Source organism: Actinomycetospora sp. C-140 (assembly GCF_054796175.1).
Genome location: NZ_JBTWNF010000002.1, coordinates 500,334 through 513,213 on the forward strand (window position 1 = coordinate 500,334; position 12,880 = coordinate 513,213).

Below are 12,880 nucleotides of genomic sequence, written 5' to 3' on the forward strand. Positions count from 1 at the left end.
TCGTCGGTGGGGCGGCCATGATGCCCCCGGCCCCTGCGGTGCAGGTGCCCGACCCGCCGGGGCGTCACACCCGCTACTCCATTCGAAGGTCGCCACGGTCCTAGTGGCACGATGGCCGGGTGACCACCGCCGACACCCCGACCGCCACGCTGCACACCTCGAACGGGGACATCAACCTCGTCCTGTTCGCGAACGAGGCGCCCACGACCGTCGCGAACTTCACGGGACTGGCGACCGGCGAGCAGTCCTACAGCGAGCCGAACGCCAAGGGCGGCAGCAGTGGACCCTTCTACGACGGCACCATCTTCCACCGTGTGATCGCGGGCTTCATGCTGCAGACCGGTGACCCGACGGGCACCGGCCGCGGCGGCCCCGGCTACAAGTTCGCCGACGAGTTCCACCCGGACCTGCGCTTCGACCGGCCCTACCTGCTCGCGATGGCGAACGCCGGGCCGGGCACCAACGGCTCGCAGTTCTTCATCACGGTCGCGCCCACGACCTGGCTCAACCGCAAGCACACGATCTTCGGTGAGGTGGCTGACCAGGCTTCCCGCGACGTCGTCGACGCGATCGCCGCGACCGCCACCGGTCCGGGCGACCGTCCCGTCCAGGACATCGTCATCACGTCGGTGTCGGTCGGCTCCTGACGCCGACCAGGGGGGCGACGTGACCGCCGCCGGGCCCGAGGCCGCGGCGTCCTGCGTCCGGCACCCCGAGCGCCCCACCGCTCTCGCCTGCACCCGGTGCGGGCGGCCCGCGTGTCCCGACTGCCTGCGCCCGGCGCCGGTCGGCGCGCACTGCGTCGACTGCGTCGCCGCGCAGAACCGGGCTGCCGGCGAGGTCCGGCGCCCGCGGGCGGCCGCGCGCCCCGGCGACCGGCCGGTCGTCACGATCACGCTGGTCGTCGTCAACCTCGCCGTCTTCGCGCTCACCGCCCTGTCCGCGGGCAGCGTGTGGGACAACATCGCCTCACCGTGGGCGCAGGCCGGATGGCTCGTGCCCGCCGACGTGGCGGACGGGCAGTGGTGGCGCCTCGTCACCGCCGGCTTCCTGCACATCGGCCCGCTGCACGTCGCGGTCAACATGTTCGCGCTGTGGGTGCTGGGCCGGGACCTCGAGCTGGTCCTCGGCCGGCTGCGGTTCTCGCTGCTCTACGCGGTGTCGCTGCTCGGCAGCTCGGCCGCGGTCGTGCTGTTCGGCGATCCCCTGCGGCCCGTCGCCGGCGCCTCCGGCGCGGTGTTCGGGCTGATGGGCGCCCTGCTCGTGGTGCTGCGGCGCCTGCAGCTCGACCAGGGCCCGGCGCTGCTGACGATCGGCATCAACGTCGTCCTGAGCTTCACGATCCCCGGCCTCTCGCTGCTCGGGCACCTCGGCGGGCTGGTGACCGGCGCCCTGGTGGCCGTCGCGCTGGTGCACGGGCCGGCCCGGTCACGGCCGGCCGCCGGACTCCTCGCCGTCGGCGGGATCGCCGTCGTCCTGGTCGTGCTCGTCGCGGTCCGGGTCCTCGCGCTGTCCTGACGCCGGGGTCCGCGCGGCCCGGCCCGCGCGGGCCCGGTGCTCCTGGAGCGCCTCGGCGACCTCGACGGGGTCGGTGCCGAGCTCGAGGCGCCCGAGCACCAGCAAACGCCCGTCATCGGGTGCGTCCCCGTCGCGCGTCTCGACCTCGAGATAGGCCGCCGGCACCCCGAGCCGGCGCATCCGCACGACCCGCACCGCGTCGACGCGCTCCCACGGCCAGCGTCGGGTGCCGGTCAGCCCCCGCAGCACGAGCCCCCCGTCGTCGACGCGCAGCCGAGGGCGGGCGAACGCTCCCACCGCGGTCACGACGCCGACCGCGACCGCGGCGATGCCCACCAGCAGGCGCCCGGGCGGGTCACCGACCGCGAGCGCCCACGCCCCGAACCCGACCGTGCCGGCCAGGCCGAGCAGCACCGCGGGCCAGGGTGCGGCCCAGGTGACCGCCCCGGCGTCGTCAGTCATCGCCGTCCGTCCACAGGGTCCGTCCACAGCGGTGGACGAATGACATGCGTGTGGTTCAGCGCCACTTCATGGTCATTAGCAGGGACACCACGATGAGCCCGAACCCGATGAGGAAGTTCCACGGGCCGAGGTCCTGCATGAACGGGATCGACTCGGAGGCGAGGTAGTTGACCACCAGCCAGGCGAGCCCGAGCAGGCCGACGCCGAGCATGATCCCGACGTAGGCCGGGTGGGACGGCCCCGCGGCGGCGGGACCGGCCTTCGGCGGCGGCGTGTAGGCCGGCTTGCGGCGGACCTTGGACTTGGGCACGACGGCTCCGATCGGGCGGGACGACTCCCGCGCCAGCGTAGTCGACCGGTTCGATCAACCGGCCGTACGCTCGGGGGATGCGCGTCCTGGTCGTCGACAACTACGACAGCTTCGTCTACAACCTCGTCCAGTACCTCGCGCAGCTGGGCGCGGAGCCGGTCGTGCTCCGGAACGACGCCGAGGGCGTGGTCGACCTCGTCGACGAGGTCGACGGCGTGCTGGTCAGCCCCGGCCCGGGGACGCCGGACGACGCCGGGTCGAGCCTCGAGGTGATCCGCCGCTGCGCCGCCGCCGCGCGGCCGATGCTCGGGGTGTGCCTGGGCCACCAGGCCCTCGGGGCGGCCCACGGCGGGGTGGTGGAGCGGGCGCCGGAGCTGCGTCACGGCAAGACCTCGCTCGTGCACCACGAGGGCGTCGGGGTGCTCGCCGGCCTGCGCACCCCGTTCACGGCCACCCGTTACCACTCGCTGACGGTGCGGCCCGACACGCTGCCCGACGTCCTCGAGCCCACCGGCTGGACCGACGACGGCGTGCTCATGGCGATGCGCCACCGCGAGCTCCCGCTCGAGGGCGTGCAGTTCCACCCCGAGTCGGTGCTCACCGAGGACGGCCACCGCCTGCTCGCGACCTGGATGGGCGCCTGCGGCCACCCGGTCGACGACGCGGTCGTCCGCGACCTCACCGAGGGTCTGCGCGCCCTGGCGCTCGCGGCCGCACCCCCGGCCTGAGACCGGGCCTGAGACCGGGCCTACCCGCCGCCGAAGAGCCCGCCACCGTCGTCGCCGCCGCCTCCGCCGCCGAAGGCCCCGACGACGACCTGGATGGTGTCGTTGCGCCCGGCCTGGCTGCCGGCGCTCGGGTTCTGCGAGAGGATCTTCCCGACCTGGGACGCGTCGGTGACCTGCTGCGAGGTCTGCGCGATCGATCCGGTGAACCCGGCCTGCGAGAGCTGCTGGGCGGCCTGCGACGGCGTCTGGCCGACCACCGAGGGCACCGAGAGTTGGTTGCCGCGCGAGACCTGCAGGGTCACCGACGAGTTGCGCGGGACGGTGGAGCCCGCACCGGGCGAGGTGTCGACGACGGTGCCGGCCGACTGGCCGCCGTCGACCTCGGACACCGTGACGCGCAGCCCGACGCCCTCGAGGGTCGTGGTGGCGGTCTGGCGGTCCTGGCCGACGACGTCGGGCAGGCGCAGCGTCTCGCGCTGGCGCCCGATGGTCAGCAGCACCGGCGTGCCCGGCGCGATGAAGCCCCCGGCCGCGGGGTCCTGGGACAGCACGCGGCCGACCTGGTTGGCGTCGTCGACCTCGCGCTGCTGGGGCACCGGGGCGAGGGTCAGCCCGAGGCGCTGCACGGTCGCCTGCGCCTCGTTCGCGGTCTGCCCGGACAGGTCGGGCACCTGCACGGGGTCGGGTCCGCGACCGACCCGCAGCTCGACGACGCTGCCCGGCGGGACCTCGAGGCCCTCCGACGGGTTGGTGGTGACGACCTGCCCGACCTGCTGCGGGGTGGACGCGACGGGCACGACGGTCGGGCGCAGCCCGGCGGTCGACATCGACTGGAGCGCCGCGGCCTGCGGCTGGCCGACGACGGTCGGCACGGCCACGGTGTTCGCCGACGGCGAGAACAGGAAGTACACGCCGGCGAGCGCGGCGAGCAGCGCGAGCACCGCGACGACCGCGATCGTGCGGCGGCGCGAGCGCTTGCGGCGGGCCTCGTTCTGCTCGGCCTGCCACGCCGTGAACTCGTCCACCTCGGCGAAGCCGTCGGTGGCCGCGGCCGGGTACGCAGCCGGATGGCTCCCGGTCATGTACTCGGTGCGCTCGTCGGCGGTCATCACCATCGGCGCGCCGGGCTGCTCGCCGGACAGGACCCGGTAGAGGTCCTCGCGCATCTCGTCGGCGCTCTGGTACCGGTTCGACGGGTTCTTGGCCAGCGCCTTGAGCGTGATCGCGTCGAGGTCCGGCGACACCCGCGGGTTGATCTCCGACGGAGCCGGCGGATCCTCCCGCACGTGCTGGTAGGCGATCGCCACCGGCGAGTCGCCGGTGAAGGGCGGGCGGCCGGTGAGCAGCTCGAAGAGCACGCACCCGGTCGAGTAGACGTCCGAGCGGGCGTCGACCGACTCGCCGCGGGCCTGCTCGGGCGAGAGGTACTGCGCGGTCCCGATCACCGCGGCGGTCTGGGTGACCGCCGGCTGGGCGTCGGAGAGCGCGCGGGCGATGCCGAAGTCCATCACCTTGACCGCGCCGGCTGGGGTGATCATGACGTTCGCGGGCTTGACGTCGCGGTGGATGATCCCGTGCCGGTGGGAGAAGTCGAGCGCCGCGCAGACGTCGGCGAGGACCTCGCAGACGCGGAAGGGCTCCATCGGGCCCTCGGTCTTGACGATGTCGCGCAGCGTCCGCCCCGCCACGTACTCCATGACGATGTAGGGCAGCGGGACGTCGTCGGTGGGCGTCTCGCCGGTGTCGTAGACCGCGACGATCGCCGGGTGGTTGAGGGCCGCGGCGTTCTGCGCCTCGCGCCGGAACCGCACCTGGAACTGCGGGTCGCGCGCGAGGTCGGCGCGCAGCACCTTGATGGCCACGTCGCGGCCCAGGCGCACGTCGCGGCCGCCGTGCACCTCCGACATCCCGCCGTAGCCGAGGGCGGGCCCGAGCTCGTAGCGGTCCGACAGGAGTCGTGGGGTGGTCATCCTCAGAACTCCTGACAGGTCACGGTGACGGTCTCCCCGCGGGGGACCTCACCGCTCGGGGAGACGGAGAGGACGCGACAGGCCGATTCGTCGTTCGGGGTGCCGCCCAGCACCGTCTTCACCTCGGGGTCGAGGCCGAGCTGGCGGAGACCGGCGGCGGCGGTCTGCGCGGACCGTCCGAGGTACTCGACCTGGTTCACCGAGACCGTGTTGCCGGACGCGGTGCTCGAGGTCGTGCGCGAGCTGCGCGTCGTGGTCGGGCTGGGGGTCGTCGTGGTGGACGACGCGGTGGTGGTCGGCGCCGGCGGCGGCGCGGAGGTCTCGGCGGAGTTGATCACCCACAGCACGCCGGCGAGCAGCAGCAGCGCGACCACCGCCAGCGCCGCGACCGTGCCCCACGGCCCCCGACGGCGCGGCTCCTCCGGGCGCGAGGCCCAGCGGTCGGGCCGCTCCGCGCCCCGGGGCGGGGACGTCTCCCGCATCGCGGGCGCGACGCGGGTGGCCGGGTTGACGCGCTCCGTCGGTGCCATGGCCTGGCCGGGCAGCGGCAGCGGGTCGCCGCGGCGCACGGCCGCCACGGCCTGGGCGAACTCCCCGCCGGTGGCGTAGCGCTGGCGCGGGTCCTTGGCGAGCGTGGCCTCGATGAGCTGGCGCACCACGGGCGGGACGTCGTTCGGCAGCGGGGGCAGGGGGTCGCGGATGTGCATCATCGCGACCGTGACCGCGTTCTCGGACAGGAACGGGCGGCGCCCCGCGAGGCACTCGTAGCCCACCACGCCCAGCGAGTACACGTCGGAGGCGGGGCCGGCGTCGCCGCCGCCTGCCTGCTCGGGGGCGATGTAGTGGGCCGTGCCCATGACCATGCCCGAGCGCGTCACCGGCGCCGCGTCGATGGCCTTGGCGATGCCGAAGTCGGTGATCTTCACCTGGTTCGTCGGCGTCACCAGGATGTTGCCCGGCTTGACGTCGCGGTGGATCAGCCCGCGCTCGTGCGCGGCCTCGAGGGCGTGGCCGCACTGCTCGAGGATGTCCAGCGTGTAGTCGACCCCGAGGCGCCCGTGCACGGCCAGGATCTGGGCGAGCGGCTCACCGCGGACCAGCTCCATGACCAGGTACGCCGTGGGCACCTGGACGGTGCCGTTGGCGGTGGCCCACTCGGTGGTGGTCTCGCCGTAGTCGTGGACCGCCGTGATGCCGGCGTTCGACAGCGAGCCGGCCGTACGCGCCTCCGTGCGGAAGCGGTGCAGGAACTCGGGGTCGCCGGTGAGCTCCGCCTTCAGGATCTTCACGGCGACGGTCCGGCCGAGGCGCGAGTCCTCGGCCTCCCAGACCTCGCCCATCCCGCCGACGGCGATCCGCCGCCCGAGCCGGTAGCGGTCGCCGATGAGGGAGCCGGTCGTCGGTGCCATCAGCCGTTGTTCCCCAGGGCGGCGGCGATGACGGCGCGGCCGACCGGCGAGGCCACCGACCCACCGGTGGCCTCCTCGCCGCGGTTGCCGCCGCGCTCGACGATGACCGACACGGCGATCTGCGGGTTCGGCACCGGCCCGAAGGCGTCGTACCAGGTGTGCGGCGGGTTGGTCTTCGGCGAGGCGCCCCACTCGGCCGTGCCGGTCTTGGAGGCGATCTGCACGCCGGGGATCCTGCCCTGGCCCGACCCGTTGTTCTCCGACCCGATCATCAGCTGCGTGAGCGTGTCGGCGGTCGACTGCGAGAAGGCCCGCTGCAGGCGGTCGGGCTCGGTGGACTCGACGGTCGAGAGATCCTGACCCTGGATCTGCGACACGGTGGTCGGGGTCATCGGCACGCCCCCGTTCGCGACCGTCGCGGTGATCATGGCGTTCTGCAGCGGGGTGAGCCGCACGTCGCGCTGCCCGATGCCGGACTGGGCGACCGACGCGCCGTCGGACATCGGCCCGGTCTCCGACGCCTCGACCGGCATCGGCACGGTCAGCCCCGGGTTCCCGAAGCCGAGCGAGGTGGCCATGGCCCGCAGGCGGTCGGCGCCGACCTGCACGGCGAGCTGGGCGAACGGCCCGTTGCAGGACTTCGCGAACGCGGTCGCGAACGGCACGGTGGCCCCGGGCCCGCACGGCTTGCCGTCGTAGTTCTCCAGCGTCGTCGTGCTGTCGGGCAGCGTGATCCGCGGCGCGGCGGTGACCGGGCTGTTCGGCTGGATCATGCCCGCCTCGAGCGCCGCGGCGGTGTTCACGATCTTGAAGGTCGAGCCGGGCGGATAGGTCTCGCTGGTCGCGCGGTTGGTCAGCGTCGGGGGATCGTCCTCCGAGAGCTGGTTCCAGGTGTTCTGCTGGACCGTCCCCGAGTGGCTGGCCAGCGGGTTCGGGTCGTACGAGGGCGTCGAGACCATGGCCAGGATCTCGCCGGTCTGCGGGCGGATCGCCACGACCGAGCCCTGGTAGCCCCGCGAGGTCATCGCGTCGTACGCCGCCCGCTGCACGCGGGGGTCGATGCTCAGGACGACGTTGCCGCCGGCCGGGTCGCGCCCGGTGACGGCGTCGGAGATGCGCCGCACGAACAGGCGGTCGTCGGTGCCGTTGAGCACCGGGTCCATGGCGCGTTCCATCCCGCCCGCGCCGTAGATCTGGGAGTAGTAGCCCGTGACGGGCGCGTAGAGCGGCCCGTCGGTGTACTGGCGCAGGTAGCGCAGCCGGTCGCCGGGGTCGGGGCTCTGCACGCTCTGCGCGAGCACCTCGCCGCCGGCCGAGATCTGGCCGCGCTGGCGGGCGTACTCGTCCAGCAGGACACGGGCGTTCCGGGGGTCCGCGCGGTACTCGTCGGCCTTGACGACCTGGATCCAGGTGGCCTGACCCAGCAGCAGCAGGACCAGCACCATGACCGCGAGGGAGACCCGTCGCAGCGGGGTGTTCACTCTCCTCGGGTCCTTCCTCGTGGGGAGCGGTCGGCGGGGGCGCCGGGTCCGCCGGCGCCGGCTTCCTGGTGCCCGTGCCCGTGCGGCGGGGTGCGCACCTGGTCGCGGGACACCATCTCGGTGCTGGCCTCGGCGAGCGGCGCGAGCGGCGCCTGCGGCCCTCCTCCACCGGGCGCGGCCCCGGGCCTGCGGTCCGTGGCGGGCTGCCGGGCGGCGTTCGACACCCGCAGGACGATCGCGACCAGGGCGTAGTTGGCCACCAGCGACGACCCGCCGTAGGACACGAACGGCGCCGTGATGCCGGTGTTCGGGATGAGGTTGATGACGCCGCCGACGACGACGAACACCTGCCACGCGATCGCGAAGCCGAGGCCCGCGGCGAGCAGCTTGCCGAACGTGTCGCGCACCGCCAGCGCGCTGCGCATGGCCCGCGTGGCGAGCACGCAGTAGATGAGCAGCAGCGCCGCGATCCCGACGAGCCCGAGCTCCTCGCCGAGCGAGGTGAAGATGAAGTCGGTGCTCGCGAACGGGACGAGCTCCGGGCGCCCCGCGCCGAGCCCGGTGCCGCCCATGCCGCCGGTCGCGAGCCCGAAGATCCCCTGGCTGACCTGGAAGCCCCGGCCGTTATAGTCGGCGAACGGGTCGAGCCACACCGAGACGCGGATCTGGACGCGGTCGACGAAGGTCCACGCCGCGAAGGCGCCGGCCCCGAAGATGGTCAGACCGATGATCACCCACGAGATGCGCTCGGTGGCGACGTAGAGCATCACCAGCACGATCCCGAAGAACATCAGCGACGTGCCGAGGTCGGACTCGAAGACCAGGACCGCCATCGCGACGCCCCAGGCCACCAGCAGCGGTCCGAGGTCGCGCGGCCGGGGGAAGGTCATGCCGAGGAAGTGCTTGCCCGCGCTGGTGAACAGGTCGCGCTTGACCACCAGGAAGGAGGCGAAGAAGACGACGAACAGGATCTTCGCGAACTCGCCGGGCTGGATGCTCGCGGGCCCGAGCTTGATCCAGATGCGGGCGCCGTTCACCTCGGAGAGCGAGGCCGGCAGCACCGCGGGCAGCGCCAGCAGCACCAGCCCGACGAACCCGGCGGTGTAGCCGTAGCGGGCGAGCGTGCGGTGGTCGGGGACGAGCCAGAGGACCCCGACGAAGAAGACGATGCCGATCGCCGTCCAGCCGACCTGGCGCAGCGCCTCCTGGGCGGGCTCCTCGTTGCCGAGGCTCGCCGCGCGGGCGATCTTGGCGAGGTCGACCCGGTGGATCATCACCAGCCCGATGCCGTTGAGCAGCGCCGCGAGGGGCAGCACGAGCGGGTCGGCGTACGGGGCGAACTTCCGCACCGCGAGGTGCGCGAGCGCGAGGATGGCCATGTAGGCCGCGCCGAGGTAGAGCAGCGCCCAGGTGAGCTCCTGCTCCTGGTTGGCCTCGACGAGCACGAGCGCACCCGTGGTGATCACGGCCGCGAAGCCGAGGAGGGCGAGCTCCACGCCCCGGCGTGTGGACACGGCCGCCGCGACCGCCGGCCGCAGGGCCGTGCGGTCGGCCGGACGCTCGTAGCCGGGGCTGCCCGGCGTGCCGGACCGGGCGCCGGGAGCGGTCGGGCGCGCCATCAGGGGACCCGGCAGTCCCGGCCCGGGACCTGCTCAGGGGTCGGCGTGGCGACGGGGGCCTGGCCCGCGACACCGGGCGTGCCCGGTGCGGCCGTCGCCGCGGGTGCCCCGGCCGGGGGCACGGTGCCGGGGGTCGCGCCGGGCGTGGTGCCCGGGGCGGCCGCGGGCACGCACACCGGCAGCATCTGCTGGGTGCGCAGCCGGTTGACCGTCTCCTGGGCGCGCGGGAGGTCCTCGACCCGGATGCCGTCGCCGGCGAGCTGCTGGCGGGCGGTCGGGGTGAGGTCCGCGACGCGGACGCCGGAGTCCTCGGCGACGCTCTGCAGCGAGACGCCGAGGAACGTGCCGGGCACGCCCTGGTAGATCACCACGGTGTCGTCGTCGCCGGCCACGTAGTACTGGCCGCTGACGTAGATGGTGGCCGCGAGCACGGCGATCCCGGCGATCGCGACCACGGCGAGCGCGACGAGGGCCAGGCGCAGGCGGGCACGCCGCGGACGGCGGCGCCCGGCGTCGGACGAGGCCGCGGGCGTGGGGCGGGACTCGGGCTCGCTGCGCGTCAGCGTCGCGGCGGAGGCGCGCGCGGCCGCGGAGTCGCCGGGCGGGGGGTCGGCGCGGCCGTCGCCCGCGGCGCCGCCGTAGATCGGGTCGTGCTCGCCGAAGTCGACGTCGACGACGTCGGCCACGATGCAGGTGACGTTGTCCGGGCCGCCGCCCTTGAGCGCGAGCTCGATGAGGCGGTCCGAGCAGTCCTGCGGGTCGGGGATGGTGAGCGCCTCGGCGAGGGTCTCGGCGCTGACGACGCCGGACAGGCCGTCGGAGCACAGCAGGTAGCGGTCGCCGGAGCGGGCCTCGCGCACGGTCAGGGCCGGCTCGACGTCGTGGCCGGTGAGGGCGCGCAGCAGCAGCGAGCGCTGGGGATGGCTCGCGGCCTCGTCCTCGGTGATGCGGCCCTCGTCGATCAGCGACTGCACGAACGTGTCGTCGCGCGTGATCTGGGTGAGGACGCCGTCGCGGAACAGGTAGGCCCGGGAGTCGCCGACGTGGACCATGCCGAGCCGGCTGCCGGCGAAGAGCACCGCGGTGAGCGTGGTGCCCATCCCGTCGAGGTCGGGCTCCTCGGCCACGAGCTCGGTGATCGCGTCGTTGCCCTGCGCGGTGGCCTCGGCGAGCTCGCCCAGGAGGTCGTCACCGGGCTCGTCGTCGTCGAGCGGCACGAGCGCGGCGATGACGAGCTTCGAGGCCACCTCGCCGGCGGCGTGTCCGCCCATGCCGTCGGCGAGGGCGAGCAGACGCGGGCCCGCATAGACCGAGTCCTGGTTGTTCTGCCGTACCAGGCCCCGGTCGCTGCGAGCGGAATAGCGCAGCACCAGGGTCACGGGTCGATCCTGCACGGAAGGGGATGGGGGATCGTCACCCGGGTCCGGATGGGAGCGGCACGCGACAGGTGGAGATCTCCTGTCGGCGTCCGTCGCCGCTCACGTGGGGTCCCGGGAGTCATGTGCGGAGCTCGATGACCGTCTTGCCGATCCGGATGGGGGTGCCCACCGGGACCCGGGTGGGCCCGGAGACCTTGTTGCGGTCGAGGTACGTGCCGTTGGTCGATCCGAGATCCTCGACGTACCAGTCGTCGCCCGACTGGGAGATCCGGGCGTGCCGGGTCGACGCGTAGTCGTCGTCGAGCACCAGCGTCGAGTCGTCCGCCCGCCCGATCATGATCGGGCGGCCGTCCAGGGCGATGCGCGTGCCCGCGAGGGCACCGGCGGTGACGATCAGGGCCCGCGGGCCCGAGCGTCCGCCGCCGCGGGCCGGCTTGGACGTTCCCCCACCACGGGAGGGACGTCGTCCACCGGGCGCCGCGGCCCGCAGACCCGATGCCGCGTAGAGGTCGCTGCGGACGACCCGCAACGCGGCGAGGACGAACAGCCACAGGAGGGCCAGGAAGCCGGCCCTCGTGATCTGGAGGACGAGTTCGGGCACGCCTACGGGCCTTCGGGCCTCAGCCCTGCGCCCGGAACAGCAGCGCGGAGTGGCCGACCCGGATGGTGTCGCCGTCGGCGAGCTGCCAGGTCTGCACGGGGGTGCCGTTGACAGTGGTGCCGTTGGTCGACCCGAGGTCGGACAGGGTGGCCTGCTGGCCGTCCCAGTTGATCTCGAGGTGACGGCGGGAGACGCCGGTGTCGGCGAGGCGGAACTGCGCGTCCTGCCCGCGGCCGATGACGTTCGAGCCGTTGACCAGCTGGTAGGAGCGGTTCGAGCCGTCGTCCAGCGTCAGCGACGCGGTGAGCTGGCGGGTCTGCACGCCGCCGTAGCCCTGCTGGCCGTACTGGTCGTAGCCGCCCTGCTGGGCGTACGGGTCGTAGCCGCCCTGCCCGTACTGGCCGCCGTAGCCCTGCTGGCCGTAGGGGTCGTAGCCCTGCTGCTGCCCGTAGCCCTGGGGCTGGCCGTACTGGTCGTACCCCGGCTGGCCGTAACCCTGCTGCGGGTAGCCCTGCTGGCCGTAGGGGTCGTAGCCCTGCTGCTGCCCGTAGCCCTGGGGCTGGCCGTACTGGTCGTACCCCGGCTGGCCGTAACCCTGCTGCGGGTAGCCCTGCTGCGGGTAGCCCTGCTGGCCGTACGGGTCCTGCTGGGCGTACGGGTCGTAGCCGCCCTGCTGCGGGTAGCCGCCCTGCTGCGGGTAGCCACCCTGCGGCTGGCCGTACTGGTCGTACCCGGGCTGCTGTCCGTATCCCTGCTGCGGGTAGCCCTGCTGCGGGTAGCCCTGCTGGCCGTAGGGGTCCTGCTGGCCGTAGCCGTCGCGACCCTGCTGGTCGTCCGGGTAGCGGCCGGGTGCCTGACTCATGGCGTGTTCTCCTGCGGATCGGGGGCTCGCGGCCCGTCGCCGCGACGCGTCGGGGTCGACGGACGACCTGGTGCGGAACTGTCCCGTGTGCAGCGCGTCGGAACGCTCCAGAGAGACTACGACCTCACCGTATGTTTCCCACCCGCCCTCTGTGAGGTGCTCCTCCACGACCTCGATCAGCGAGTGGGTGATGGTCTCCTCGTCGCCGGCCAAGCGTTCGTGGTCTGCGGGACTGAGCACCACCGTGTACTGATTGGGCGCCAGGCGGCGCCCACCTGCCAACTCTCGCACGCCGTCCTCCGCCTCACGGCGAAGACCCTGTGCGATCTCCTGCGGGACGACCTTGCCACCGAACACGCGTGCGAAGGCGTCACCCACCAGTCCCTCGAGCTTGCGCTCGAAGCGCTGTGCGCGCCCCACCCGCGATCCCTCCTCGTCCGACACCTCGCGCGGCCGTCCCGGCTCTGCTGCCCACTCCGGAGTGTCGCCACACCGAACCGGCGGGTTCGATGGTATCGGTCGCCGCATCCCGGGCGCCGAC

12 protein-coding genes are annotated in these 12,880 nt (G+C 73.6%); 3 read left to right on the forward strand and 9 right to left on the reverse strand.

Annotation, left to right across the window (positions count from 1 at the left end):
- The first annotated feature begins 119 nt into the window (after positions 1–119).
- Together ACR9E3_RS05390 and ACR9E3_RS05395 are read left to right on the forward strand one after the other, a co-directional pair.
- Positions 120–647, forward strand: a complete 528-nt coding sequence (locus ACR9E3_RS05390) for a peptidylprolyl isomerase (protein ID WP_460379021.1) — start codon at positions 120–122, stop codon at positions 645–647.
- 19 nt (positions 648–666) lie between these two features.
- Positions 667–1,518, forward strand: coding sequence for a rhomboid family intramembrane serine protease (locus ACR9E3_RS05395; RefSeq protein ID WP_460379022.1), 852 nt, complete (start codon positions 667–669; stop codon positions 1,516–1,518).
- On the opposite strand, the gene ACR9E3_RS05400 is transcribed toward ACR9E3_RS05395, so the two are convergent.
- Together ACR9E3_RS05400 and crgA are read right to left on the reverse strand one after the other, a co-directional pair.
- The gene (locus tag ACR9E3_RS05400) at positions 1,429–1,980 is read right to left on the reverse strand and encodes a PH domain-containing protein (protein WP_460379023.1); all 552 of its coding nucleotides are present in this window, start codon (positions 1,978–1,980) and stop codon (positions 1,429–1,431) included. The two genes, ACR9E3_RS05395 and ACR9E3_RS05400, sit on opposite strands and share 90 nt — an antisense overlap.
- A 55-nt stretch (positions 1,981–2,035) precedes the next feature.
- On the reverse strand, positions 2,036–2,290 hold the full coding sequence (crgA, locus tag ACR9E3_RS05405; RefSeq protein ID WP_460379024.1) for a cell division protein CrgA: 255 nt from the start codon (positions 2,288–2,290) through the stop codon (positions 2,036–2,038).
- A 77-nt stretch (positions 2,291–2,367) separates the two neighbouring features.
- Here crgA and ACR9E3_RS05410 point away from each other — a divergent pair, with 77 nt between their 5' ends.
- The gene (locus tag ACR9E3_RS05410; RefSeq protein ID WP_285652487.1) at positions 2,368–3,018 is read left to right on the forward strand and encodes an aminodeoxychorismate/anthranilate synthase component II; all 651 of its coding nucleotides are present in this window, start codon (positions 2,368–2,370) and stop codon (positions 3,016–3,018) included.
- 20 nt (positions 3,019–3,038) lie between these two features.
- Here the strand turns inward: ACR9E3_RS05410 and pknB are convergent, their stop codons facing one another.
- From pknB to ACR9E3_RS05445, 7 genes are all read right to left on the reverse strand, one after another.
- Complete coding sequence (gene pknB / locus ACR9E3_RS05415; RefSeq protein ID WP_460379025.1) at positions 3,039–4,988, reverse strand: Stk1 family PASTA domain-containing Ser/Thr kinase; 1,950 nt, start codon at positions 4,986–4,988, stop codon at positions 3,039–3,041.
- 2 nt (positions 4,989–4,990) lie between these two features.
- A complete protein-coding gene (locus tag ACR9E3_RS05420; protein WP_460379026.1) occupies positions 4,991–6,397 on the reverse strand; it encodes a protein kinase domain-containing protein in 1,407 nt (468 codons plus the stop codon).
- A complete protein-coding gene (locus ACR9E3_RS05425) occupies positions 6,397–7,878 on the reverse strand; it encodes a peptidoglycan D,D-transpeptidase FtsI family protein (RefSeq protein ID WP_460379027.1) in 1,482 nt (493 codons plus the stop codon). Before ACR9E3_RS05425 ends, ACR9E3_RS05420 begins: the two co-directional genes overlap by 1 nt.
- On the reverse strand, positions 7,875–9,497 hold the full coding sequence (locus ACR9E3_RS05430; protein WP_460379028.1) for an FtsW/RodA/SpoVE family cell cycle protein: 1,623 nt from the start codon (positions 9,495–9,497) through the stop codon (positions 7,875–7,877). The genes ACR9E3_RS05425 and ACR9E3_RS05430 overlap by 4 nt, the downstream gene beginning before the upstream one ends.
- Positions 9,497–10,876: a PP2C family protein-serine/threonine phosphatase gene (locus ACR9E3_RS05435; protein WP_460379029.1), complete on the reverse strand. Its 1,380-nt coding sequence runs from the start codon at positions 10,874–10,876 to the stop codon at positions 9,497–9,499. Before ACR9E3_RS05435 ends, ACR9E3_RS05430 begins: the two co-directional genes overlap by 1 nt.
- 118 nt (positions 10,877–10,994) lie before the next feature.
- Positions 10,995–11,477, reverse strand: coding sequence for an FHA domain-containing protein FhaB/FipA (locus tag ACR9E3_RS05440; RefSeq protein WP_285652504.1), 483 nt, complete (start codon positions 11,475–11,477; stop codon positions 10,995–10,997).
- Positions 11,478–11,496: 19 nt separating this feature from the next.
- Positions 11,497–12,759: a DUF3662 and FHA domain-containing protein gene (locus tag ACR9E3_RS05445; protein WP_460379030.1), complete on the reverse strand. Its 1,263-nt coding sequence runs from the start codon at positions 12,757–12,759 to the stop codon at positions 11,497–11,499.
- Positions 12,760–12,880 lie beyond the last annotated feature (121 nt).